Origin of the sequence: Pontibacter burrus (assembly GCF_010686685.1) — a bacterium.
Taxonomy (GTDB): domain Bacteria; phylum Bacteroidota; class Bacteroidia; order Cytophagales; family Hymenobacteraceae; genus Pontibacter; species Pontibacter burrus.
Map to the genome: position 1 here is coordinate 138,440 of NZ_JAAGWD010000005.1, position 26,090 is coordinate 164,529.

17 protein-coding genes are annotated in these 26,090 nt (G+C 48.7%); 16 read left to right on the forward strand and 1 reads right to left on the reverse strand.

Going from position 1 to position 26,090, the window contains the following annotated elements; all coding sequences use genetic code 11:
- Nucleotides 1–103: 103 nt before the first annotated feature.
- Nucleotides 104–2,530 carry an ABC transporter permease gene (locus GXP69_RS12230; RefSeq protein WP_163915358.1) on the reverse strand — a complete coding sequence of 809 codons (2,427 nt, stop codon included), beginning with the start codon at nucleotides 2,528–2,530 and terminating at the stop codon, nucleotides 104–106.
- A 256-nt stretch (nucleotides 2,531–2,786) separates the two neighbouring features.
- On the opposite strand from GXP69_RS12230, the gene GXP69_RS12235 reads away from it, so the two are divergent.
- The 16 genes from GXP69_RS12235 (at nucleotide 2,787) to GXP69_RS12310 (ending at nucleotide 26,056) form a co-directional block, all read left to right on the forward strand.
- Nucleotides 2,787–4,145: a sigma-54-dependent transcriptional regulator gene (locus tag GXP69_RS12235; protein ID WP_163915359.1), complete on the forward strand. Its 1,359-nt coding sequence runs from the start codon at nucleotides 2,787–2,789 to the stop codon at nucleotides 4,143–4,145.
- A complete protein-coding gene (locus GXP69_RS12240; protein ID WP_163915360.1) occupies nucleotides 4,135–5,487 on the forward strand; it encodes a sensor histidine kinase in 1,353 nt (450 codons plus the stop codon). The genes GXP69_RS12235 and GXP69_RS12240 overlap by 11 nt, the downstream gene beginning before the upstream one ends.
- 728 nt (nucleotides 5,488–6,215) lie before the next feature.
- Complete coding sequence (locus tag GXP69_RS12245) at nucleotides 6,216–8,546, forward strand: TonB-dependent receptor (protein WP_163915361.1); 2,331 nt, start codon at nucleotides 6,216–6,218, stop codon at nucleotides 8,544–8,546.
- Between the two features lie 21 nt (nucleotides 8,547–8,567).
- On the forward strand, nucleotides 8,568–9,362 hold the full coding sequence (locus GXP69_RS12250; protein ID WP_163915362.1) for a DUF4249 domain-containing protein: 795 nt from the start codon (nucleotides 8,568–8,570) through the stop codon (nucleotides 9,360–9,362).
- 32 nt (nucleotides 9,363–9,394) lie between these two features.
- The gene (locus GXP69_RS12255) at nucleotides 9,395–9,772 is read left to right on the forward strand and encodes a DUF4260 domain-containing protein (protein WP_163915363.1); all 378 of its coding nucleotides are present in this window, start codon (nucleotides 9,395–9,397) and stop codon (nucleotides 9,770–9,772) included.
- Nucleotides 9,773–10,079: 307 nt separating this feature from the next.
- Nucleotides 10,080–10,382, forward strand: coding sequence for a hypothetical protein (locus GXP69_RS12260; RefSeq protein ID WP_204282013.1), 303 nt, complete (start codon nucleotides 10,080–10,082; stop codon nucleotides 10,380–10,382).
- A gap of 129 nt (nucleotides 10,383–10,511) precedes the next feature.
- Nucleotides 10,512–14,897 (forward strand): CusA/CzcA family heavy metal efflux RND transporter, encoded by a 4,386-nt coding sequence (locus GXP69_RS12265; RefSeq protein ID WP_163915365.1) that lies wholly within the window; start codon nucleotides 10,512–10,514, stop codon nucleotides 14,895–14,897.
- Between the two features lies 1 nt (nucleotide 14,898).
- On the forward strand, nucleotides 14,899–16,071 hold the full coding sequence (locus GXP69_RS12270; RefSeq protein ID WP_163915366.1) for an efflux RND transporter periplasmic adaptor subunit: 1,173 nt from the start codon (nucleotides 14,899–14,901) through the stop codon (nucleotides 16,069–16,071).
- 254 nt (nucleotides 16,072–16,325) lie between these two features.
- Nucleotides 16,326–17,027, forward strand: a complete 702-nt coding sequence (locus tag GXP69_RS12275) for an MgtC/SapB family protein (protein WP_163915367.1) — start codon at nucleotides 16,326–16,328, stop codon at nucleotides 17,025–17,027.
- A gap of 94 nt (nucleotides 17,028–17,121) precedes the next feature.
- Complete coding sequence (locus GXP69_RS12280; protein WP_163915368.1) at nucleotides 17,122–18,207, forward strand: endonuclease/exonuclease/phosphatase family protein; 1,086 nt, start codon at nucleotides 17,122–17,124, stop codon at nucleotides 18,205–18,207.
- Nucleotides 18,208–18,369: 162 nt separating this feature from the next.
- Nucleotides 18,370–19,341, forward strand: coding sequence for a DPP IV N-terminal domain-containing protein (locus GXP69_RS12285; protein WP_163915369.1), 972 nt, complete (start codon nucleotides 18,370–18,372; stop codon nucleotides 19,339–19,341).
- Between the two features lie 192 nt (nucleotides 19,342–19,533).
- Nucleotides 19,534–19,986, forward strand: a complete 453-nt coding sequence (locus GXP69_RS12290) for an HYC_CC_PP family protein (protein ID WP_163915370.1) — start codon at nucleotides 19,534–19,536, stop codon at nucleotides 19,984–19,986.
- Between the two features lie 157 nt (nucleotides 19,987–20,143).
- Complete coding sequence (locus tag GXP69_RS19220; RefSeq protein WP_163915598.1) at nucleotides 20,144–21,430, forward strand: efflux RND transporter permease subunit; 1,287 nt, start codon at nucleotides 20,144–20,146, stop codon at nucleotides 21,428–21,430.
- A 52-nt stretch (nucleotides 21,431–21,482) separates the two neighbouring features.
- Nucleotides 21,483–23,381, forward strand: a complete 1,899-nt coding sequence (locus tag GXP69_RS19225; protein ID WP_163915371.1) for an efflux RND transporter permease subunit — start codon at nucleotides 21,483–21,485, stop codon at nucleotides 23,379–23,381.
- The gene (locus GXP69_RS12305) at nucleotides 23,368–24,672 is read left to right on the forward strand and encodes a TolC family protein (RefSeq protein ID WP_163915372.1); all 1,305 of its coding nucleotides are present in this window, start codon (nucleotides 23,368–23,370) and stop codon (nucleotides 24,670–24,672) included. Before GXP69_RS19225 ends, GXP69_RS12305 begins: the two co-directional genes overlap by 14 nt.
- Before the next feature lie 82 nt (nucleotides 24,673–24,754).
- A complete protein-coding gene (locus GXP69_RS12310) occupies nucleotides 24,755–26,056 on the forward strand; it encodes an efflux RND transporter periplasmic adaptor subunit (protein WP_163915373.1) in 1,302 nt (433 codons plus the stop codon).
- Nucleotides 26,057–26,090: the final 34 nt, after the last annotated feature.

The window sequence follows — 26,090 nt, forward strand, 5'->3', positions numbered from 1 at the left end:
TATTACAGGGACATTTGCTACAAATACAGCTTTACCACAGTACATTACGTATTTACCGCAACTGCTTTACTGAACTATAGCTGAGCCAAACAATAGATGTCGTTTAGTCGAAGCGCAGGTTCGAAATCGGGTTGGCTTTTGCTGCTTTAAGTGCCTGGTAGCTTATCGTTATAAAAGCAACCGACGCAGCCACTACCCCGGCAGCAATAAAGATCCACCAATCCAGATCGGTGCGGTAAGCAAAGTCATCCAGCCAGGCACGCATGGCATACCAGGCCAGCGGAAAGGCGATCAAAGTAGCTACCAACACCAATACCAAAAACTCTTTGGAAAGCAGCGCCACGATCGTGTGGTTTTCGGCACCAAGCACTTTGCGGATACCAATCTCTTTTTTGCGGCGCTCTGCGGCATAGGCTGCCAGGCCAAACAGGCCCATACAAGCAACAAAAATGGCAAGCCCGGTAAAGATCCAGAGCAATGTTTTCAGCTTATCCTCCGATTTGTACATCTTATCGAAGTTCTCGTCCATAAAGATGTATTCAAGCGGGTAATCCGGCGAGAACTTGCTCCATATTTCTTTTACTTCACTTATCGTATTGGCCACGTTGGTGCCGTCTATTTTTACAGCTACTTTAAAGTAAGCCCCCGGAAATATCTGCATTACGGTTGGTTCTACTCTATCGTACAGGCTCTTATAATGGAAGTCTTTTACAACGCCAATTATCTTTCCGGTTTTAAGTGAGTCGGGGTTAGCGTCGTTCCAGACATTCCACTGCAGTGTTTTACCGAGCGCGTTCTCGGCTGTACCGTAGCCAAGTTCTTTTACAGCTGTTTCGTTCAGCATAAAGGCCTGGTCGGCATCGGTTTTATAGTCTTTGGAAAAAGCCCGGCCAGCTACCAGTTTCACATCCAATGTTTGCATGTAATCATAGTCTACCATCAGTTGCGTAACACTGTGGTGCACCCGTTCCCCGTTTTTGGGTACTATAATACCATCGCCTGCCGTGGCATCCCCCGGAAAACCATACCCTACCGATACATTTTTTACGCCGGGTGTTTTCTTCAGCTCATTTTTAAAGGTTTCATAGTTCTGGAACATGTTATCGCCGCGCATCTGGAAAAACATGATCTGCTCTCTGTTAAAGCCCAGGTCCTTGTTATGCAGGTACGATACCTGTTTGTAAACTATAGACGCACAGATGATGAGGAAAACAGACAGTGAGAACTGCAATACGATGAGACCGTGCCGCAGCCATTGTATGCGACCGGCCCTGCTCTGTACAACTACAGCACTCTTAAGCACCTTAACCGGTTTAAATCCCGACAGCACCAGGGCCGGGTAAAGGCCGGCCAGTATACCCACCACTACAGTTAAGCCCAGCAGCAACAGTACATAAGCCGGATTGGCAAAAATATTGAACTGCATGGCTTTTCCGGTGAAGGCATTCAGCGAAGGCAACAGTAAGGATGTAAGTGCAGCAGCAAACACAACACTTATAAGTGTCAGGATAATTGTCTCGCCAAGAAACTGCATGGTAAGTTGTGAACGACTCGCGCCAATAGCTTTGCGTACGCCTACCTCTTTGGCACGCTGCACCGATTTAGCGGTTGCCAGGTTCACAAAATTAAAGCACGCGATCAGGAGTATAAAAACGGCAATAATGCTTAGGGCACGCACATACGTAATATTCCCCTTCACAGACTGATCGTATTTAAAAGAAGCTGAATGGAGGTAGACTTCGCTAAGCGGCTGAAAAACGGGGTTATAGTTGAACGGCTTGTTTGACTCCGGGTCTACCTGTTTATCGGTTATAGTTTTAAACTTTTTTTGCACAAAAGTGGGGTCAGCGCCTTCTTTCAGCTTTACATAAGTATAAAACTGTTGCCAGGTCCAGCGTTTCATACGCTCCGGAGGCAGTTCGGCGGCAACCATTGGCATCACAAAATTTACCGGCAAATGAAACTTGTTGTTGCTGTCAAAAACGCCCCGTACTATGTATCCCAGCTTATTTACTGTTATTTTCTTACCCACAGGGTCGGTATCGCCAAACACACGCTGTGCAAACTGATCGGATATAACTATAGAGGATGGATCATCCAAAGCCTTTTCGGGGGAACCATAAAGGAAGGGTAGTTGAAATACCTTAAAGAAATTTGGATCGGCAAAAGTCCGGCCCTTCTCGTAGATCACTTTATCACCGGCTTCTACCAGGTTGTTTGCCTCGAACTGCAGCATCAGAATCCGCACCACCTCCTCTATTTCCGGAAAGTTCTGCTCCAGGGTAGTGGCATACATAGGCGGAACAGGGGCTATCTCACCGGCAGCTTCTTCGGCGCGCTGGTCGTTATAAATGCGGTAAATCCTGTCGCCATCCGGCAAAAACTTATCATACTGCAACTCGTCGTACACAAATAACCCGATCAGCAGGCAGGCGGTAAGGCCAAGCGCCAGCCCGGCAATGTTTATAAAAGTGAAACCTTTGTGCCGGAACAGGTTTCGATAGGCGGTGATAAAGTAGTTTCTCAGCATAGTTTTAAGGCTAAAATAGGTGAACCAGGAAAAGATGAAAACACAGATCCCACTTCGCACACAAAATGCCAATTTGGTATATTGTTGAAATCCAACAACTTACATAAACACAACAGTAATACACGTGCAAAACCGTGCGCCAAGCGTGCGAATTCGCACACTACTGTTCTGCCAACTATAGCCAAAGCTGTTCAGATTCAGGGGTTTGTATTAGTGGCATAATTATAGTTTATTTAGCTGTTATAGCAGTATCCTTATGCAATTATCCAAAGCATCCATACTTATAGTTGACGACGACACCGACGTACTTACTGCGGTACGCCTGCTGCTGAAGCCACAGGTAAAGGAAATCATTACCGAAAAAAATCCGGAGCAGATACAGTCGTTGCTGAACAGCCGTGCATTTGATGTAGTGCTGCTCGACATGAATTTCAAAAGTGCCCTGAATACCGGAAACGAAGGTCTGTTCTGGCTGAAAAAGATAAAAGAGCAGCGCCCGGATACTTCGGTTATCATGATCACGGCTTATGGCGCTATAGACCTGGCGATACGCTCGCTGAAAGAAGGGGCGCATGATTTTGTGGTAAAGCCCTGGCACAATGAGAAGCTGCTGCAAACTATAACCGATGCCTTACAGAAGGCAGGTTCAGGCAAAAAAAGTGCTTCCCGAACTATAGCACAACCCGGTGCCAACTCAGATCTGCTGGGTGAGTCGGAAGCGATGCATGATATATTGCTCAAGATCAGGAAAGTGGCTCCAACCGACGCGAATATACTGATTCTGGGCGAAAATGGTACAGGCAAAGAGGTAATTGCCAAGGCTATACACCAGCACTCCAACCGCAAAGACAAACCCTTTATAAAAGTAGATGTTGGCGCGCTGACAGAATCGTTGTTCGAGAGTGAGTTGTTCGGCCACAAAAAAGGTGCTTTTACCGATGCCCGCGAAGACCGCGCCGGTCGTTTTGAAGCTGCCCACGGCGGCACTATTTTCCTGGATGAGATCGGTAATATATCGTTGCACCAGCAGGCAAAGCTGCTGAGCGTACTGCAGAACAGGCAGGTAATTCCGCTTGGCTCTAACACACCGGTTGATATTGATGTGCGTTTGTTGTGCGCTACCAACGTACCGCTGGCCGAACTTGCCAATGAAAGCAGATTCCGGAAAGACCTGGTTTACCGCATTAATACTGTTGAAATTATAGTTCCGCCGTTGCGAAAACGTGGCAACGACATTCTGCTGCTGGCTAATCATTTTATGAATATGTATGCAGCAAAATACATGCGCCCGGTGCCGGAACTTTCGAAGTCGGCTGCTGAAAAACTGAAGACTTACCATTACCCGGGAAATGTGCGTGAGTTACAGTATGCTATGGAACGTGCTATTATTATGGCAGATGCCCCCTTGCTGGAAGCCCAGGACATCCTGTTCTCGCCTATCGAAAACCCGGAAACCGCTGCACCAACTATACAGGAAACCAACCTGGGTGAGCTCGAAAAAGCAACTATAAACCGCGTACTCGAGAAACACAGCGGCAACCTGACCAAAGCTGCAAAGGAACTGGGCATTACCCGTACCGCATTGTACCGCAGGCTAGGCAAATATGATATTTAAAACATTTGAAGCCCGCCTGACATTTAGGATATTGCTGTTGCTGGTAACGCTCAGTTTACCGGCTATAGTTGTCCTGAATGGGTTAGCTGAAGTGCTGGTATTCTTAGTTCCTATAGTTGCTTACCAGGTTTATGAACTTACCCGGTTTGTAAAGAAAGCGCAGCAGGAGTTCGATCAGTTTGTGGAATCGGTGCACTACCGCGATTTTTCCAGGTCATTTAACGAAGAAAAAGCGCCCGTTGAGCTGGAAGTGCTGCGCAAAGGCTTTAACGAGATCAACTCTACTTTTAAGGCGCTTACCAAAGAAAAAGAATCCCAGTTCCAGAACCTGCAGCAGGTGGTAACGCTGGTCAACACGGGCATCCTGACCTACGAAACCGAAACCGGTCAGGTAGTGCTGCTCAACGAATCGCTGAAGAAAATGCTGCACCTGCCTCACCTGTCCACCATACAGGCGCTGGCCAACCGCGACGAAGCCCTGTATCAGGAAGTGCTGAAACTACAGCCCGGCCAGACACGCATTACCACAGCCCATACCACTTTTCTGGAGAAAACATCTTTTAAAGTACTGCTCTCAGCTACGGCCTTTCAGAATGAAGGGCGGCGGTATAAACTGGTCGCATTCCAGAATGTGAGCGAAGCGCTGGATGAAACCGAATCACAGGCCTGGCAAAAGCTGCTGAACGTGATGACGCATGAAATTATGAACTCGGTGGCTCCAATTTCGTCGCTGGCCGATACGCTGAAACACCGCCTGCACCAGACCAGCGCAGAAAACATTACGCAGGATGACATGGAAGACCTGGAAGTAGGCGTAGAAACTATAAAACGCCGGAGCCAGGGCCTGCTGCGCTTTGCCGAAACTTACCGCAACCTGAGCAGGATCACGACCCTGAATTTGGAGACCGTGCACGTGCAGACCATTTTCCAGAACCTGCAACGGCTGATGCAGCCTACGCTCACCCAGAAAAACATTCAGCTATTAATTGAGCTCAAAAACCCGCAGATAGCCCTTAACGCCGACCCTGCTTTGCTGGAACAAGTGCTGATCAACCTGGTTGTCAATGCCATTGAAGCAGTAAAAGAATCCCCTGAGCCCCAGATTTTACTTACTGCCTTTACCGATACCCAAAACAAAACAGTGATAAAGGTATCTGACAATGGAACGGGTATGTCGCGGGAAGTGCAGGAAAAGATTTTTATCCCGTTTTTCAGTACCAAAAAGAACGGCACCGGTATTGGGCTCAGCCTTTGCAAACAGATCGTGCTATTACATCGCGGGTCTATTCAGGTACAGTCGGAAGAAGGTGTGGGCACGTCATTCGCCTTGCGGTTTAATTGAAACAATAGTCTGAAAGTGCTTTCAGCAATAACTAACCCACCCCTAACCCCTCTGAGGAGGGGAATTTCACTCTCTTTTGCCAGCGCATTTACAGGCGCAGATCTTTAATCCGTGACAAACTATAATTGTTGATCTGCGACCCGCTGGAAGGAACTCCCAACCATTGCTCTTTCGGACTTCTAAATCCGAAAGCTATCTGCCGGTGATTTCCTAATCCCCGTGTTGCGGTTCGCTCGAACTATAATTCGATATGAGCGAGAGTATTCAAGCTATGATCTATAGTTTGGAAATAAAGCGGACAAGCTTCAGGCTATAGGTGCACTCAGTAAAATGGTCACTATTATAACTATAGCTTCGAAGTCAAGAATGGTCGGCTCATCTATAAAATATTATAGTTGGTATAATGTTAACAATAAATTAACAAAGCACAGTTACATAATTCTCAGGAAACTTTTACTTTTGCGGCCGATTTCAGAATAGGTCACTTAACCGTCCTGTTCTGCTGCTACTTAAACCTACTCTACAAAACCATGAAAAAAGCAGTTTTTACCTTACCGGCCTATCGCCATCCGCTGCAACTATAGTAGTTTATTCATACTACCTTCTCCGGAATTTTATATAAAACTTTACAGAAATTATATAATAGCTACCCCAACAGGTTAGCCTAATTTTGCGCTGTGTTTCAGAAACACAATTGCACGCACTTACCTACATTCTACAATAAAACTATGATTAAGTATTTAATGACAACGTTGCTGCTGGCTTGCCTGGCGTTTGCCACAGCAGCTCAGGAAAAAGTAACCATAAGCGGTTATGTGAAAGACAAAGCAACCGGCGAAGGCCTGATCGGGTCGTCGGTGAGTGTGCAGGAATTGCCTGGCACCGGCGTAATTACCAATGAGTATGGTTTTTATTCGCTCACGCTACCCAAAGGCAACTATACGCTCAACTATAACTACCTGGGCTATGTAACTATAGCGAAGCAGGTACAGCTAACAGCCAGCCAGAAACTGGATATGCAATTAGAGCAGAACAGTACCGTGCTGAAGGAAGTGGTAGTGAGCACGCGCAAGGAGGACAATAACGTGCGTAGCATGGAAATGAGCACCCTTAAAATGCAGGTTGCCGAAATAAAAACTATGCCGGCCCTGCTGGGAGAAGTGGACCTTGTAAAGGCCATACAGTTGATGCCCGGAGTACAAAATGCTGGCGAAGGCACTTCCGGCTTTTACGTGCGTGGTGGTGGCTCTGATCAGAATCTCATCCTGCTGGACGAAGCACCTGTGTACAATGCATCGCACCTGATGGGCTTTTTCTCGGTATTTAATGCCGATGCCATAAAGGATGTGCAACTCTACAAAGGCGGCATTCCGGCCCAGCATGGTGGTCGCTTATCTTCGCTACTAGACATCCGGATGAAGGAAGGCAACAATCAGAAGATGGAAGTATCAGGTGGCATCGGAACTATAGCCAGCCGCCTGACCGTGGAAGCGCCTATCGTTAAAGACAAGAGTTCGTTTATAGTTTCCGGCCGCCGCACCTACGCCGACATGTTTTTTGGCCTGAGCAGCGACGAAGACATTAAAGGCAACGACCTTTACTTCTATGATCTGAACGCCAAAGTAAACTATACCCTGAATGATAAGAATCGCCTGTTTATGTCGGGTTACTTTGGCCGTGATGTAGCCGCTACAAAAGATTTTATGATGAACTGGGGGAACGCCACAGGTACAGTGCGCTGGAACCACCTTTTCAACGACAGGCTTTTCTCCAACACCACTTTCATTTTCTCTAACTTTGATTACGCCCTGGGATCCAGAGAAGAAGAATCAGAGTTTACTTGGAAATCTCAGATCAGGGATTACGGTGTTAAAAACGATTACACGTATTTCCTGAACCCTAAAAACCAGCTGCGCTTTGGTTTGCATGCTACATACCATCACTTTATGCCGGCAGAGATAAAAGCTGGTAGAAACTCTTATGTAAATGACCTGAAACTCAGCTCCACAAATGCGCTGGAAACGGCCCTTTATCTGAGCAACGAGCATCAGATCACGGATAAACTGACGATAGATTACGGCTTGCGCTTCTCTACCTTCGCTAACATTGGCCCGGGTAAAGTTTACCGCTACGACGATGCTTTTGAAACACCGGTTGATACTGTAAACTATAGCCGTTTCGAGAAGATAAAAAGCTACTACGGGCTCGAGCCGCGCATTGCCGCAAAGTATGACCTGAACGATGCGAGCTCTGTGAAGGCATCCTACAACCGTACCCTGCAGTACCTGCACCAGCTTTCCAATTCCACTTCTGCTATGCCTTTCGACATCTGGATTCCAAGCGGCACTTATGTAAAACCACAGATCGCTGACCAGGTTGCAGTAGGTTACTTCCGCAATTTCCACGACAACATGTTTGAAGGCTCTGTAGAGGTATACTATAAGTGGATGGGCAACCAGATCGATTACAAGGATTATGCTGAAATTCTGTTGAACGAGCGCCTTGAGACTGAACTGCTGCGCGGTACCGGCGAAGCCTACGGAGCCGAGTTTTACCTGCGCAAACAGAAAGGCCTGTTGACAGGCTGGGTAAGCTATACGTTGTCTAAAACTGAGCGCACCGTGCCGGGTATTAACGATGGCAGATCCTACGCTCCTCGCCACGACCGCAGACACTCAGGTAACCTGGTACTGAGCTACGAATTCAGCCCTAGCATAAATATTGGTGCCAACTGGACCTACAGCACCGGCGGCGCCATCACCATGCCGGTTGGCCGTTACGAATACAATGGCAAAACCTACCCGGTTTACTCAGAGCGCAACGGTTACCGTTTGCCGGCTTATCATCGCCTGGACCTTTCGGCTACTTACGAGAAACCACGCAACGAATTTAAGAAATATGGCAGTTCCTGGACACTGAGCATCTACAACGCTTATGCCCGCAAGAACGCATTCTCTATTTATTTCCGCGAAAGCGAAGACGACAGAACCAAAACTGAAGCTGTTAAAACCTACCTTTTCGGGCTGCTGCCATCGCTTACTTATAACTTTAAATTTTAAACTAATACTGCATCCACCACTATGAAAAAGATATATGTTTACTTGCTGGCAACTATAGCTTTTGCCTTTACCAGCTGCGAAGAAGTAATAGACTACGAACTCCGAAACGCTGATACCAAACTGGTAGTAGAAGGCCTGATCACAAACAAGCCGGGACCATACACCGTGCGCTTATCCAATACAAAAGGCTACCTGGAAGAAGGGCGCACGCAAGGCGTAGATAATGCCACTGTTACCATTTCGGATAACCACGGCAATTCTGAAACGCTGCTTGCTGCTGGCAACGGGCTTTACAAAACCCAAACACTTCAGGGCGTGCCGGGCTATACCTATTACCTGAATGTTGTGGTAGATGGCAAGACCTACACCGCACAAAGCTTTATGCCAAGTGTTTCAACTATAGATTCGCTTACATTCGAGTACCGCAAAAAAACGCACATGGAAGACGAGGGTTATTTCCCGATTCTTCACTTTGCAGACCCTGCAGGCAAGGGCAACTACTATAGATGGAATGTATACGTGAACGGCGTACTTGATCCTGATGAACTGGCTGTGCTGCAGGACGAACTATACGATGGCAGCTACGGCCACGCCAACATGGGCTTTTTAGTACAGAAAAACGACCGTCTGCGTGTAGAGCTTTATGGCATAGATAAACCGGCCTACAACTTCTGGCATGCCCTCATGAACCAGCAAAACTCCAACGGCGGGCCTTTTGAAAGTACGCCAGCCAACGCGCCGGGCAACATTTCAGGCGGGGCAATCGGTTTTTTCGGTGCATCTGCAGTTTCTGAAATAGAGGCAGTGGTGGAGTAATTTGTAATGGTTAATGATGAATGATGAATTATATGAAGACTTTATTGAAACTGGAAGACCTGGCAAAGCTTGTATTCGCTTATGTAGGTACCTTATACCTCGGTTTTGAGTGGTGGCTGTTCTTCGCCCTGCTGCTGGCCCCAGACCTGGGCATGCTCGGTTACCTGGTAAACCCCAAAGTAGGTGCCTGGCTATATAATCTTTTTCATCACCAGGGAGTGGCTATAATTGTCGGGATACTGGGTTTATACATGGGGCAAGAGCACCTGCAGTTCGCCGGCCTGTTGCTTTTCGGACATAGCGCCATGGACCGAGCCCTCGGTTATGGCCTGAAATACAACGACCACTTTAAGCACACACATCTAGGGTGGATAGGCCCGGAAACCAAACGGGGATACGTCAAATCCTAAACTATAGAAAGCCTTTGCCCCAAGCAAAGGCTTTTTTTGCCACCCTTCAAACTATAAGTTACCTGTTTCAGGAGTTTAAAATCGCTCATACACAAGACTCATAAATTTCTACTCACACAGTAGACTTTACCTATAGTTCACCTCCTGCCTTACTGCATTTATCCTTCATCGCCAATACCCTATTTATATTTATACTAATTTTAAACTATAGACTTTAAGCTGTTTAAACATTAAAAACAGCCCCTCATGCTGGGATATTAAGCCTGAAGCACTATTTTTGTTTTTCATGAAAATTCTTGCCCTACTCATGTCTGTCTTTATTTTTGGTATGGCCTGGCAGCCATGCACTGATAAAGTAGTGGACCGCCATGAGCATGCACACATCCTGGTAGACCCTGCCAACACTACCGGCGAGAGCCCGTTTCATGAAGATACCTGCCCTATTTTCTGTGCCTGTACCTGTTGCGCCACCCTTACAGTAACGCAGGAATCTAGCCAACTGGTTTTCAGGTTTTTTGTAGAGCTTAACAGCGAGCGGGTACAGTTACTGGTGCCCCAGGAAAAACGCATCGCCTTTGTGTGGTGGCACCCGCCCCGATCTATAGTTTAACTCCTTCACCCTTTTCGGTAACTATAGCCTCCTGCTACATACAGCCAGGCCTATAGCATATTTGCTGCCTTTTGTGCAGCCTGATTCACCGTACCGGAAGATTTTTTTCCAGCATTAAATTACAGATCAATGTTTCAGAAGATAATTAGTTTCTCCATCCATAATAAACTGGTGGTAGGGCTGATGGTACTGGCGCTGGTAGTAGTTGGTATTTACAACGTTACCAAACTGCCCGTAGATGCCGTTCCCGACATCACCAATAACCAAGTGCAGGTAGTTACATCCTCTCCTACACTTGCCGCTCAGGAAGTAGAGCGCTTTATTACCACCCCAATCGAAATTGCCTTAGCCAACACCCCCGACGTAGTAGAGATGCGTTCGGTATCGCGCTTTGGCCTTTCTGTTATTACCGTTGTTTTTGAAGACGGTGTAGACATTTACCTGGCCCGGCAGCTTATAAAAGAGCGCCTGGATGTGGCCGTTGATGAGATTCCACCTGGCGTAGGTAAGCCTGAAATGGCCCCCGTTAGTACTGGTCTGGGCGAAATCTACCAGTACACCATCCATCAGGAAGCAAACAGCCCGAAAGAGTACAGCGCGATGGAATTACGCACCATCCAGGATTGGATAGTGCGTCGGCAGTTGCTGGGTACGCCCGGCGTGGCCGATGTGAGTAGTTTTGGCGGCTTTTTAAAAGAATACGAAGTAGCCCTTAACCCCGACCGCCTCCGTAGCTTTAACCTAACCGTACCGGAAGTGCTGGAAGCCATTGGTACCAACAATGAAAATACCGGGGCGGCCTATATTGAGAAAAACAACAGTGCTTTCTTTATCCGTGGCCTGGGCATGGTTACCGAGCTTAAGGATATTGAGCAGATCGTGATCAGCAACCGCGAAGGTGTGCCGGTGCTGGTGCGCGATGTTGCAGAAGTTAACTTTGGCCACCCGGTGCGTTACGGTGCCCTGACCCGCAACAACGAAGGCGAAGTAGTGGGTGGAATCGTGCTGATGTACAAGGACGCCAACTCATCGCAGGTGATAAAAGACGTACAGCAGCGCGTAGAAAAAATTCAGGCCAGCTTGCCCGAAGGACTCGTGATAGATGCCTACCTGGACCGCAGCGAGCTGGTGGACCGCGCCGTGAATACCGTTACCAAAAACCTGATTGAAGGTGGCCTGATCGTGGTGTTCGTACTGGTATTGCTATTAGGCAACCTACGTGCTGGTCTGGTAGTTGCCTCGGTTATTCCGCTTTCTATGCTGTTTGCCATTACCATGATGAACCTGTTCGGCGTGTCGGGAAACCTGATGAGTTTAGGTGCCATTGACTTTGGTCTGATCGTGGATGGCTCGGTAATCATTGTGGAATCGGTGCTGCACTTTATAGTCAGCAAAAACGCCAACCTGCCGCTCCGCAAGCTCACCCAGAAAGAGATGGACCATGAAGTGGAGAACGCTGCCTCCAAGATAATGAACTCTGCCGCTTTCGGTATGCTTATTATCCTTATTGTTTACCTGCCAATTATGGCGCTGGTAGGCATAGAAGGTAAAATGTTTAAGCCAATGGCACAGACCGTGAGCTTTGCCATTCTAGGTGCCTTCATCCTGTCGCTTACCTACGTGCCGATGATCTCGACACTGGCGCTGAGCAAAAAATCCAAGCACAAGCGCAACATCTCCGACCGCATCATGGATAAGATCATGAACGCGTACCAACCTGTTATCCGTTTTGCGCTGCGCAGCAAGGCTATCATTTTAGGTACAGCCGTTGGTTTGTTAGCAATAAGTTTGGTGGTGTTCAGCCGCATGGGTGGTGAGTTTATTCCGCAATTAGATGAAGGCGACTTTGCCATGGATCTGCGCCTGGTGCCGGGAGCATCTTTGGAACAAACCATCCAGACAACGCTAAAAGTCAGCGAAATACTGCAGAAGAATTTCCCGGAAGTAAAGGAAGTGATCGGCAAGATCGGTACGGCTGAGATTCCTACCGACCCGATGCCAATTGAGGCTGCCGACGTGATGATCCTGCTCAAAGACCGCGACGAATGGACCAGCGCCAGCACCCGCGAAGAACTGGCCGCCAAAATGGATTCGGCATTGCAGGTAATTCCGGGCGTAAACTATGGCTTCCAGCAACCAATTCAATTACGCTTTAACGAGCTGATAACCGGTGCACGCCAGGATGTGGCCGTGAAGATTTACGGTGAGGACCTGGATGAACTAAGCAGACTTGCCGCTGATGCCGAACGTATTATTCGTCCGGTGCGTGGCGCGCAGGATATGTTTGTGGAAGAAGTGACCGGCCTGCCGCAGATTGTAGTAGACCTGAAACGTGAGAAACTGGCGCAATATGGCCTGCACGTACAGGACGTGAACCGCGTGCTACGCACCGCTTTTGCCGGCGAAGCAGCGGGTTCGGTATACGAGGGCGACCGTCGTTTTGACCTGGTAGTGCGCCTGGAAAAGGATTACCGCCAGAACCTCGGTGATATAGAAGACCTTTTTGTGCCACTGCCAAATGGTGGACAGGTGCCATTACTACAGGTAGCTGACATCCGCTACGAAAACGGCCCGATGCAGATCTCCCGCGAAGAAGGACAGCGCCGCATTGTAGTAGGCTTTAACGTGCGCGACCGCGACGTGGAATCTATAGTTGAGGAGGTTAGACTGAAACTGGAGCAGGAACTGAAGATGCCGGCCGGGTACTACATTACCTATGGTGGTCAGTTAGAAAACCTGATCAATGCCAAGCAACGCCTGCAGATAGCAGTTCCGGCAGCTCTGCTGCTTATTCTGGTGCTGCTGTACTTTACCTTCCATTCTGTTAAGCAGAGTCTATTGATTTTTACAGCCATTCCGCTGGCTGCTATTGGGGGTATTTTTGCGCTCTGGCTCCGCGACATGCCGTTCAGTATTTCGGCAGGTGTTGGTTTTATTGCGCTCTTTGGTGTGGCGGTACTCAATGGCATCGTGCTCATCGGTTATCTGAACCAGCTCAAGAAAGAAGGCTGGGATAATGTGTATGAACGCGTAATTGAAGGAACAACCGTTCGCCTGCGGCCTGTATTGATGACAGCATCGGTGGCAGCGTTGGGCTTCCTGCCAATGGCGCTCTCTACATCGGCAGGTGCTGAAGTACAGAAACCACTGGCAACAGTGGTAATTGGCGGTCTGGTAACATCCACCCTGCTCACGCTGGTAGTGCTTCCGGTGCTGTATTACATCTTCACATCCCGTGAAGAAAGCAAGCTGAAGCGGGCAAAAGCACACCATGTGGCTACTTTACTGATCGGTTTAGGTCTGTACTTTGGTAGTACTTTTACGGCACAGGCACAGCAGGCTCCACAACAACTGGACCTGCAGGGCGCGCTCCAGTATGCCAAGGAAAATAACCCGACGCTGAAAGCTGCCGAGCTGCAAACAGCACAGCAAAAAGCGTTGAAGGGAGCAGCATTTGATTTGCCTAAAACGAACCTGAACTATAAACGTGGCCAGATCAGTACCGTTGAGAAAGACGAAGAAATCACGGTGTCGCAGGAATTTGCCTTCCCTACAGTGTATAGTAACCAGGCAAAACTGGCCGATGCAAACGCCACGCAGGCCGAAATACGGCAACGCATAACAGAGCGACAGGTCCTGCGCGATGTGAAACTGGCATTCGAACAATGGCAGCATCTACAGAGCCGCAAACAAATGTTGCTGTCCCGCGATTCGCTCTTTGCTAATTTTGAGCACGCCGCCCGCGTACGTGAAAAATCCGGCGAAACGGGCGCTCTGGAACGAGCCACCGCCGAAGCCAAACGACTGGGCCTGAAAGCTGAACTGGCACAGACCGATGCCGAAGTTAAAATGGCGGAAAACAGCCTTCACCAGCTGTTACATGCCCCGGCCGGTGAGATCCGTTTTATAGTTGGTCCGCAGCAAAAGTATAGTTCCGTTGTGCTTACCGATACCATTGCGGCCCAGGTGTGGCTGCAGTATCTGCAGGGAGAAGTGCAGGTAGCGAAACAGGAAACAAAACTGGAAAAAGCACGCCTGCTGCCCGACTTCAGTATCGGTTACTTTAACCAGACTTTTATAGGCGAGAGTTTTGCCACTGATCCGGGACGTGTATATGGAAGCTCGGACCGCTTTACAGGCGTTGAAGCCGGCATTTCGGTTCCGCTTTGGTTTGGTGCGCAAAAGTCTAGAATACAGGCCGCCCGACTGAACGAGCAGGCCGCACAAAAGCAGGCCGAAGCACAGCAAAAGCAGCTGGAAACCGACATGCAAAATGCACTTCAGGAGCTGCAAAAACAAGCCCAGCAACTATACTACTACGAGCAGGGTGCCCTGCAGCAGGCAACACAACTCGAAAAAGCTGCTAACCTGAGCTTCAGGCTCGGCGAAGTGGATTACGTGGAGTTTGTGCAGGCCATGGATCAAGCCTATAGTTTGCGCCTGCAATACCTGAACGCGTTGCTCAACTATAACCAGAGCATCATTAACCTACAGTTTTTAACCGGAGAAGAATAACATGAAACGATATATAGTATCGGCTGCTTTAGCCGCCTTGATTTTTACAACAGGCTGTTCATCAGAGCAAAGTGAACCTGCTACCCAAACCGAAGCAACGGAAACAACATCGGCAGCTACTGCTCCTGATATAGTCCAGTTCTCGAAAGAAATGCAGCAGGTAAGCAAACTGGAAGTAGGACCATTGCAAGAGAGAACGCTTTCTACGCGCGTACCGGCCAAAGGCCAGCTTTCGTTGCCACCGGAAGGTAAAGCCAACGTGAGCCCGCTGGTAGGTGGCATGGTGCGCAGCATCCATGTAATTGAAGGCGATTACGTACAGAAAGGCAAGGTACTGGCAACTATAGAAAACCCTGACCTGCTTAGCATGCAGGAATCTTACCTGACTGCGAGCAGCCAGCTAAGCATGGCCCGCCAGGAACTGGAGCGCCAGAAACTGCTGTCCGACGAGCAGGTAGGTGCTCTGAAAAACTACCAGCAGGCCAACTCTAACGTAAAGGTTCTGCAGGCAAGGTTAAATTCATTGCGCGAGCAGCTGCAGACGCTGGGCATTTCTCCTAAAAATGTGGAAAACGGTCGCATTACCCGCACTTTGAACCTGGTTGCACCTATATCGGGCCACGTGCAGGCAGTAACTGTAAACCTGGGTACCTTCGCAGAACCGAACCAGCCCATCCTGCAGATCATCGACGACAGTCACCTGCACCTGGACCTGAGTGTGTTTGAAAAGGATTTCGCGAAACTGGAGAAAGGCCAAAAAGTGGTTTTCACCTCGCCTAATGTTTCGGGAGAAGAAGTGGAAGGCGAAGTATTTGCCATCGGCCGCTCTTTTGAAGGAGAAACACGTGCTGTGCCGGTGCACGCCGAAATAAAGAAAAACGGTACCAAAGGCTTGCTGCCCGGCATGTACATCAACGGCCATATTCTGGCGGGCAAACACGCTGCGCTATCGGTTCCTGAAGAAGCCATTGTACTTTATAAAAATCAGGCTTACATTTTTCATCAGATCAGCGATACTTCGTTTAAAATGATTCCGGTGGAAACAGGAGTAACAGAAGGCGGCTTTACGGAAGTAAACCTGAAAGAAGCGTTACCTGAAAATGCACAGGTTGTGCAGAAAGGGGCTTCGTTTATCCTTTCAGAAAAAATGAAGTCGGAAGTGGCGGAAGAATAGCGCTTAACTATACGTACAGACAGAAACGGCTCCTCAGCAATGGGAAGCCGTTTTTTTGTGCAGAAAGTTTTTACGTTCAACTACAGCAGGTTGTAGTAGCGCAGCAACTTTTTATAGTTGTAAAAGTATAGTTCAGGTACATCTGCCGGCCAAGATTTGTTTCTCCGTTGAGGCCGCTGCATCATTCAATTCTTAGTAAGCAATTAACAAAGCGCACTCCAGTAGGTTAGTCTAGTTGGTGTTAACTAGTTTATATGGATCTTATTTTATTTGACTCTCATGAAGTTACCCTGGGCAATGTCGTCATCAGGGTGTTGTTAAGTGCTGTTTTGGGTGGCCTCTTAGGCTGGGAACGTGAAAAGCGCAGGCAGCAGGCCGGGCTGCGCACGCATATTGTAATTGCCGTTGGCGCCTGCCTACTCATGCTCATTTCGGTTTACATACCACAAACCTTCTCAGAATACCGCAACGTAGACCCTGCCCGACTTGCTGCGCAGGTTGTTTCCGGCATTGGCTTCTTGGGTGCGGGCGCTATTTTCAGGCTGGGAGGCAACACACATGGGCTAACTACAGCGGCTACCATTTGGGCAGTGGCAGCAGTTGGCCTGGCGGTAGGAGTGGGTATGTATGCACCAGCTGCAGTGGTAACTATAGTTTTGTTGTTTGTGCTGGCCGTGCTCGATAAGGTTGGCAAACGCTACCTGAACACCGGCACGCTCAAAACCCTGAAAATAACCTATGAATCTTCCAAAATAGAAACGAGCAAAATACTGGGCATTCTGGAAAACCACGATATCATTACCAACAACATCAACATTGTACAGTCTAAAAACAGGCAGCACACCACTATAAAGCTATACGTTTACGTGCCGAAAGCTCTGCATGTAAAGCAATTATACAAGGAGCTGAACGACCTTAAAAACGTGGGCCGCATCTCGCTGGGACAGGATTTTTAAGGGCTGCAACTATAGCACCAGCAACTGGCTTTACCTTATTACAACTATAGTTGGCATTTAGCCAAACCCTTCCTGCTGCCGGAAGTATAGCCTGATGATGGTTAAACTTCTGATAGCGTTGACATACCTGCTGCTGTATGTGACCCTGCTCCCGCTTTGGCGCCACAATGCCTGGTGGGTGCGTGGCCTTGATTTTCCGCGCTTTCAGTTTATGCTGCTGGCCTTTGCCATGCTGGTAGCTGAATTTATCCTGCTTGATTTCTCGGATTATGAAAGCTGGCTGATGACAGGCATCGCTTTCGGGAGTTTGTGCTACCATGCCGGCTGGATTATACCGTACACCCGCCTTTTTCCGGTGGAAGTAAAGCAGGCACGTCGCCGGGAACTGCAAAACCAGATCAGCATTTTAACTGCCAATGTACTGACACCCAACCGTAACACAGCAGGCCTGATACAAATGGTAAGCCAGTATGAGCCTGATGTGCTGGTTACGCTTGAAACCGACAAATGGTGGGAAAACCAGTTGGCGGTACTGGAAACATACTATAGGCATACCATGAAGTGCCCGCTGGATAACCGCTATGGCATGCACGTATATTCGAAACTGGCACTGCAAGATACGGCTATCCAATATCTGGTAGAGCCTGATGTGCCCTCTATGCATGCGTTGGTCGTGCTCCGATCCGGCATTAAAGTACGGGTACACTTTCTGCACCCGGCACCGCCCAGCCCAACCGAGAACCTGAAATCGTCGGAGCGCGATGCCGAGTTGCTGGTAGTTGCCAAAAGCGTATCTGATGAGATTTCTCCGATTATCGTTACCGGCGACCTGAATGATGTGGCCTGGTCGGCAACTACCCGTTTGTTCCGCAAGATCAGCGGCTTGTTGGATCCACGGATAGGTCGCGGCATGTTCAATACATTTCATGCAAGCTTTTTCTTTGCCCGATGGCCGCTCGATCACCTTTTCCACAGCGAACATTTCACGCTCATCGGAATAAAACGCCTGCCTTACTTCGGTTCCGATCACTTCCCGATGCTGGTAGAACTGCTTTATGACGAAAAACATGGTGCTGACCAGGAGGGTCTCCAACCCGAAGAAAAAGACCTTGCATGGGCAGAAAGCAAAATGGACGAACATGACGTGGAAGAAGAAGATGTACACGAGCCAGGCAAATAACTAAACGATAATCTTTCATTAATTCTGAACCAATTTAGCTAGTCATCAGCAACATATTTTGACCAATAATTATATTTTATGTAACTTTTTTAGTTAACATCCATATATAGGGTTATATCTATTCTTTGATTAATCACCTTTAATCATAAAAACCCTAAACCCATGAGATGTAATTTTTACACCTTGTTCACAATGCTGATTATTTCAGGTACTTTTCTGTTTACCAGTTGCGACTCCGAAGACACAGAAGTAGACCCTGTAACTGAGACAAACAACTGGAGCGGAAAACTAACCCACGACTGGTCGTCATCAGTAAGAGAATACAACTTTGCGACCAAGGCAAACCCGGAGTTGTTTGAAGGCCGGATGCCAAACCGCATGCCAAATGGCTCTACCCTGCACATTTCCGGTGTGTTTGAGCGACTGGAAATAACCAACGCCAGCGGCTCGCAGAAAACCGTGGTGTATGATACCAAAGAAACGACCGCCGTTTACTCGCCACAGCTTTCGCCGGATGGTACCAAAATCGCTTTCACACACAATAAAATTTTTGAGCCATCGAAATACCCGGTTAAGCGCGGCACCGTGATCATAGACCTGGCAGGTAATTATGTAGCGGGTATTCCGGATATGTACAGTGCTGTATGGTTGCCGGATGGCAGACTTGTAGTAGCCGGGGATCATTCTTCGGATGGCTACGTGCCAAGCAGACCGTCTGCCAAAGCAGGGTTATACATCGCAACGCTAAACGGAACCACCGCTACCCTGACCAACATAAATCCACAGTTAGCCAACCCGACGCCACTACTGCCATCTGTTAGCCCGGATGGAAAAAGAGTAGCCTTTATGCTGAACAAACACATCTGGACCATGAACATAGATGGCTCAAACCTGAAGCAGCTGACTGCGTCTGATAATGACAACGAAGAAAGCTTTAGCACCTGGTCGCCAGACGGGAAATACATTGCTGTCTGGACATTCAAGACTTTTGAGTTTACCTATTATACAGCCATCGCGATTGTGCCATCTAACCCGGCCCAACCAATTGCCTTAACAAACAAAGCCGACATCTGGCCACGTGATAAGGAAGGTGACCGCTTAAGTGGAGGCCGCGGCAACATGACCTGGCAATAAAACTATAGTTATACCAAAGCCCGCCTGTAAAATACAGTCGGGCTTTTACAATTCTCAGCTATAAACTATAGTTATACGCTCACACTTTCATCGCGAAACTATAGCTGTATAGCCAGCTATACCCTGCGAATGGCTAAATCTGTAAATCTTTTCTGTAAAAGTATAAACACCATCCTGTCTTAAGTATTACCTTTGCAGAGTATCATTCAGAGCATGAAAGGCTTACAACGGATCATATTGCTAACGCTTACCCTACTGGTGCTTGTAACTTCTACAGGCCTGTCGGTGGGGCTGCACTTTTGTGCCGGCGATATCCGTGATTTGAGCTTTCTAGGCCAGGCGGCAGAATGCCCGATGGAGCAGCAGAAAGAAGCACTGCCGGCCTGCCATAAACCGGCTGATACCTCGACTGACGAAGACTGCTGCAACGATCATAAACTGGTAATTGAGCGCCAGGACAACATTTCGGATTCTAAATCCATCCAGCTAACCAAACTTCCCGACTACCAGTTTCTGGCTATAGTTCATGCTGTAGTGCTGCAACTGTACTTCCCGAAAGTTACTCTTAAACCTGCTTACGCACTTTACACCTCCCCTCCTGTCGTCCGCGACATACCGGTGCTGGTGCAATCCTTCCTGCTATAACCCAACAGGTTCTGATGCCGCTTTGTGGCTGGCGTAGCTGTGCCCTTTGATCAAAGCATTTGGCTGCACTATAGCTATAGTTTATAGTTTTGGCATCATCTCTTTTCTGCTGCAACCCGGCAGCTTTACAGATCCTGTTCAGGTTAAACTTATTTACATGATTGCGAAATTAATCTCCTTTTCGCTCCGTAACCGATACTTTGTGCTGCTCATTTCGGCTGCGCTTTTCGGTTGGGGCTTATATGCTGTACAAACAAATAAAGTAGATGCCATTCCCGACCTTTCGGAGAACCAGGTAATTGTTTTTACAGAATGGATGGGCCGCAGCCCCCAGATCATCGAAGACCAGATCACCTACCCGCTTGTCACCAATTTGCAGGGCCTGCCCGATGTAAAATATGTGCGCGGCAGCTCCATGTTCGGGATGAGCTTTATCTACGTTATTTTTGAGGACGAGACCGATGTGTACTGGGCCCGCGAACGCGTGCTGGAACGCCTGAGTTCGGTAGGCAATATGCTGCCTGAAGGCGTTGCTCCTACCCTTGGCCCGGATGGAACAGGCGTAGGCCACATTCTCTGGTATACCCTGGATGCTCCCGGCATGGACCTAGGTGAACAACGTGCCGTTCAGGACTGGTACGTAAAATTTGCACTGCAAAATGTGAAAGGCGTGAGTGAGGTAGCATCTTTCGGCGGTTTCCAGAAGCAGTACGAGATCACGCTGGACCCGAATAAACTCACCTATTATAATCTCTCAGTTCCGCAGGTTATCCAGTCTGTAAGGGCAAATAACAACGAAGGAGGCGGCCGCAAATTCGAGCTCTCTGATATTGGATACATCATTAAAACTACCGGCTATCTGGCATCGGCAGAGGAGATCGAAAACATTGCCGTTGCTACCAACAACACCATACCTGTCCGCATAAAAGACGTAGCCACCGTGCAGATGACCGGAGAAAGCCGCCTGGGCATTTTTGACCTGAACGGCGAAGGAGAAGCAGTGGGTGGCATTGTGGTGATGCGCTATGGCGAGAACGCCGACGAAGTGATCGACAACGTGAAGGTGAAGATGGAAGAAGTAGCCAAAGGTTTACCCGAGGGCATGAAGTTCAACATTGTGTACGACCGCAGTGGCCTGATCAACGAATCGGTAGACTCCATTAAAAAGACCCTGATCGAAGAGATGCTGGTGGCCTCGGTGATCGTATTCCTTTTCCTGTTTCACTGGCGCAGCGCCTTGGTTATTCTTATTCAGTTGCCGCTCTCTGTTGCCATCGGCTTTATACTGCTCAATGCGTTCGGCATCTCCTCCAACATCATGTCGCTAACCGGTATTGCGCTGTCTATAGGTGTGATTGTGGATGATGCGATCGTGATGGTAGAGAATGCTTACCGGCATTTGGCCGATGCGACAAAGGGAAAAGAATGGATGGAAGAAGAGTAAGTTGGATGAGCTAAATCACTCATTCACACAATCACTCATTCAAAATTGAATCATGAAATTATCAAAAGAAGATAGAATCCGGATCATTGAGAAGGCCAGCAAGCAGGTGGGGCCGAGTGTGTTCTGGAGTACCGTAATCATCATTGTTTCCTTTTTGCCGGTGTTCCTGCTTACTGGTCAGGAAGGGAAACTGTTCGGGCCGCTGGCCTGGACCAAAACCTTTATACTTATAGTTGATGCCATCATTGCCATCACACTTACACCGGTGCTTATTTCCTTTTTCCTGAAAGGGAAGTTTAAAGAAGAAAACGCCAACCCGATAAACCGCGCCCTGGAGAAAGTCTACAGCCCTGTGCTGAAGTGGTGTTTGAAATGGCGCAAAACAACGATAGGATTGAACGTACTGGCACTGCTCATAGCTGTACCCATGCTGTTTAACCTCGGAAATGAGTTTATGCCACCTCTCGACGAAGGCTCTATCCTGTTCATGCCTGTAACCTTACCAGATATCTCCAATGCTGAGGCCAAGCGCATACTACAGGTACAGGACAAGATCATTAAATCGGTGCCGGAAGTAGAGAGCGTGTTGGGTAAAGCAGGCCGTGCCAGCACCGCCACCGACAACTCCCCTATCAGCATGATCGAAACGATTATTATGCTGAAACCGCAGTCGGAGTGGCGCGAAGGCATGACCAAGCAAGACATTATACAGGAACTGGATTCCAAACTGCAGATACCGGGCGTAGTAAATGGCTGGACCCAACCTATCATCAACCGCATTAACATGCTGGCAACCGGTATCAGAACGGACGTGGGCGTAAAAGTGTACGGCCAGGACCTGGACTCCATTGCAGCAGTATCGGAGCGAGTACGTGATGCCCTGGGTAGTGTGGAAGGTGTACGCGACCTGTTTGTTGAGCCGATCACGGGTGGAAAGTACCTGGAAATCGACATTAACCGCGATGCCCTGAGCCGCTTCGGCCTGACCGTGGATGATGTGAACATGATCATTGAGTCGGCTCTGGGCGGAACAACTATAGGCAATACCATTGAAGGCCGCCAGCGCTTTGCCATTAACGTGCGCCTTGCGCAGGAGTACCGCAACAGCGTGGAGCGCATCAAACGCATTCCGATCCAGACACCTTCTGCCGGAACTATACCGCTGTCGTCAGTTGCTGATATTAAGTTTACCGAGGGCCCGCCTATGATCAGTTCCGACAATGCGCAGCTGCGCGGAGCCGTGCTGTTTAACGTGCGCGACCGCGACCTGGGCAGTACCGTGGAAGAAGCCATTGAAAAGATAAACCAGGAAGTTACTGGTATTCCTGATGGGTATTATCTGGAGTGGAGCGGCCAGTGGGAAAATCAGGTGCGTGCCAACCAGACGCTGCAACTCATCATTCCGCTGGTACTCATCATCATTTTCCTGATCCTGTACTTCTCCTTTAACTCGCTTAAGGAGGCTTTCATAAACCTGGTAACGATACCATTTGCGCTGGTGGGCGGGGTATTTATAGTTTACTTCTATGGCGTAAACCTGTCGGTGGCCGTGGCAGTGGGCTTTATTGCCTTGTTTGGTATGGCCGTGGAAACCGGGATGCTGATGGTAGTTTACCTGAACGAAGCCATGCACGAGCTGGTAGCCCTGAAAGGAAACAGTTCAGATACGATCACTAAAAAAGACCTGCGCGAGTACGTGTTCCGGGGTGCAGCCAAGCGCCTTCGCCCTAAGATCATGACCGTTTCTGTTTCCCTTTTCGGTTTGATTCCTGTGTTGTGGGCAACGGGCGTGGGTACTGATGTGATGCTGCCTATCGTGCTTCCGCTGATCGGGGGGGTGTTTACATCATCCATCCACATTCTGCTGGTAACACCGGTAGTGTTCGAAATGACCAAAGAGTACGAGTTAAAGAAACACGGCAAAATTGAGATCTACGATGTTAGTCACTAAAAAATATACTTCAGAAATTCCCCTCCTCAGAGGGGTCAGGGGTGGGTTAATCGCAACTATAGCTTTACTGCTAACTATAGTTCCTGCCCTGGCTCAGACACAACAGCCACAGGTCATGAACCTGGACAGCGTACTGCAGCGCATCAGCAAACAAAACCCGATGCTGCAGATGTACGACACGCGTGCCAAAGCCATGGATGCGTACGCCGAAGGTGCAAAGAGCTGGATGGCCCCTATGGTAGGCGGCGGTCTGTATATGAACCCTTATCCGGGAGCCGAGGTGATGGATGCTGGGGACAAAGGTGCTTACATGATCACGGCAGAACAAAGTATCCCAAACCCTGCCAAGCTGCGCGCTAAGGAAAAGTACATGAAATCCAGGGCGGCTATAGAGAGCTCTGGCCGGAATGTGACCTATAACGAGCTGCGGGCACAGGCCAAAACGGCATACTATAACTGGGTCGTGCTGGAGAAAAAAATAGATGCCCTGCAGGATAACCGCAAGATTATGGACTACATGCTGAAGCTGGCCCGCATCCGCTACCCTTATAACCAGGGCAGGCTCGGCAGCATCTATAAAGCCGAAGCCAGGATGCACGAAGTAGATAACATGATCGAGATGACCGAACGGCAGATCACGCAGCAGAACATTACGCTTAATACCCTGATGAACCTGCCCCGTGAACAACGCTACAAGATCGACACAACTATAGTACAGCACCAGCATATGCTGCCAACGATAGATACTACTTACCTGGCGGCTGCCCGCAGCGATGTGCAGCGCATAGACCGCAGCATTGAAAGCATGCGTCTGAATGTGCAGCTGGAAAAACTGGAACGCAAACCGGACTTCAGTATTCAGTTCGAGCACATGTACCCGAAGTCAGACATGATGCCGCAGCAGTTCTCAGCTATGGCGATGGTCTCGATTCCGATTGCACCGTGGTCGTCTAAAATGTATAAGGCTAATACCAAGGCCATGAACCTGGAGATAAACGCGATGCAACAGGAGCGCGAAGCAATACTGGCCGAAGCACAGGGCATGGCGCAGAGCATGGCCCTAGAAGCAACTGCCCTGCACCACCACCTCGAAAACTATAAGAACAAGATTCTGCCGGCCCTAAAGAAGAACTACGATGTAACCATGCTGGCCTATGAACAGAACAGCGCCCAGCTGCCGGAGGTGATCGATGCCTGGGAAGCCCTGAACATGGCGCAGATGGATTACTTGAATGACCTGCAGCAGTATTACCAGATGGTGGTGAACTACGAAAAGGAAATTGAGAAGTAGTTGATTTGAAGATTTGAAAATTTGGAGATGTGGAGATTTGAAAATTAAAACTCACTCAACCACTCATTCAAAATTAGAAACGATGAAAAGATATATAAACATACTGCTGCTAGTGCTGGCTATAGTTGTTGCGGCCTGCTCAGGTGATGAGCATAAGCACGCAGAGGGCACAACCTACACCTGTCCGATGCACCCTCAGATTGTGCAGAATGAGCCCGGGACCTGCCCTATCTGCGGCATGGACCTGGTACCACAGAATGCGCACAGCGAGGGCATAGAAATTACCGAAGATCTGGCCTTTCTGCTGAAGCCAACCAACACAACAGTTGTTGCCTCTATTGCTACCACAAAACCGGAGCATAAAAGTGTGCAGGCAACTATAAATATGGAGGGCATCATCAGCTACGATCCGAATCGGGTATACACCATTCCAGCGCGTGTGGCCGGCAGAATAGAATCACTGCAGGTAAAATTTAATTTCCAGCCCGTCCGCAAAGGCCAGAAGCTGATGGAGATCTATAGTCCGGACCTGATAACGGCGCAACGGGAGCTGATTTACCTGGTACGCGCTGCCCCCGAAGACAAGCAACTGATTGAAGCAGCCAAACAAAAACTAAGACTGCAAGGCGCTACCGATGCCCAGATAAACCAACTGGTAAGAACCGGAAAAGAGAGCTACACTTTCGCGATCTATAGTCCTTACGATGGCTATGTAATTGGATTAAATACCACAGCGCCTACTGCTTCTGCCGCGCCAACTATGGCGGCTGCTCCTGCGGCGTCGGGCATGGATGGAATGGGCAGTGGAGCCACGACAACACCTGCAGTGCCGCAACCAACGGCATCTGCCGGATCGGAAATACAGCTGCGCGAAGGCATGTACGTGAGCACTGGGCAGGCCTTGCTACAGGTAGTAAACCCAAACCAGTTGTGGGCAGAGTTTAACGTAGCTGCCGCCGCTGCAAATGCACTTACCAAAGGTGCTCCCTTGCAGGTCACGTTCCCGCAGGTAACCGACAAGCAGGTGCAGGCTAAAATAGATCTGCTGCAGCCGTTTTACCAGGCCGGCGAAAACTTTGCAAAGGTTCGGGTATACCTGCCTGGTGAGCAAAAAGCAGCAATGGTCGGTCAACTGGTTAACGGGAAAGTAAACTATAGCACAGAACCTTCTCTATGGATACCAAAAGCTGCTGTGCTGGACGTGGGCGCAAGCGCAATTGTGTTCCAAAAAGTAAAGGGTGGTTTTGAGCCAATTGCCATACAGGTCGGCACAACCGAAAACAACCAGATACAGGTGCTGGACGGACTGCAGCAAACCAATGTAATTGCTACCAACGCCCAGTTCCTGGTAGATAGCGAAAGCTTTATAAGAGTAAAAAAATGATTTGAAAATGTGGAGACGTAAAATTCACACATTC

Coding starts and splice junctions, on each gene's coding strand:
- GXP69_RS19220 (WP_163915598.1), top strand. CDS start 20,144: ATGATTGCGAAATTAATCTCCTTTTCGCTCCGTAACCGATACTTTGTG.
- GXP69_RS12245 (WP_163915361.1), top strand. CDS start 6,216: ATGATTAAGTATTTAATGACAACGTTGCTGCTGGCTTGCCTGGCGTTT.
- GXP69_RS12310 (WP_163915373.1), top strand. CDS start 24,755: ATGAAAAGATATATAAACATACTGCTGCTAGTGCTGGCTATAGTTGTT.
- GXP69_RS12240 (WP_163915360.1), top strand. CDS start 4,135: ATGATATTTAAAACATTTGAAGCCCGCCTGACATTTAGGATATTGCTG.
- GXP69_RS12255 (WP_163915363.1), top strand. CDS start 9,395: ATGAAGACTTTATTGAAACTGGAAGACCTGGCAAAGCTTGTATTCGCT.
- GXP69_RS12280 (WP_163915368.1), top strand. CDS start 17,122: ATGATGGTTAAACTTCTGATAGCGTTGACATACCTGCTGCTGTATGTG.
- GXP69_RS12230 (WP_163915358.1), bottom strand. CDS start 2,530: ATGCTGAGAAACTACTTTATCACCGCCTATCGAAACCTGTTCCGGCAC.
- GXP69_RS12265 (WP_163915365.1), top strand. CDS start 10,512: ATGTTTCAGAAGATAATTAGTTTCTCCATCCATAATAAACTGGTGGTA.
- GXP69_RS12270 (WP_163915366.1), top strand. CDS start 14,899: ATGAAACGATATATAGTATCGGCTGCTTTAGCCGCCTTGATTTTTACA.
- GXP69_RS12235 (WP_163915359.1), top strand. CDS start 2,787: ATGCAATTATCCAAAGCATCCATACTTATAGTTGACGACGACACCGAC.
- GXP69_RS19225 (WP_163915371.1), top strand. CDS start 21,483: ATGAAATTATCAAAAGAAGATAGAATCCGGATCATTGAGAAGGCCAGC.
- GXP69_RS12285 (WP_163915369.1), top strand. CDS start 18,370: ATGAGATGTAATTTTTACACCTTGTTCACAATGCTGATTATTTCAGGT.
- GXP69_RS12260 (WP_204282013.1), top strand. CDS start 10,080: ATGTCTGTCTTTATTTTTGGTATGGCCTGGCAGCCATGCACTGATAAA.
- GXP69_RS12305 (WP_163915372.1), top strand. CDS start 23,368: ATGTTAGTCACTAAAAAATATACTTCAGAAATTCCCCTCCTCAGAGGG.
- GXP69_RS12250 (WP_163915362.1), top strand. CDS start 8,568: ATGAAAAAGATATATGTTTACTTGCTGGCAACTATAGCTTTTGCCTTT.
- GXP69_RS12275 (WP_163915367.1), top strand. CDS start 16,326: ATGGATCTTATTTTATTTGACTCTCATGAAGTTACCCTGGGCAATGTC.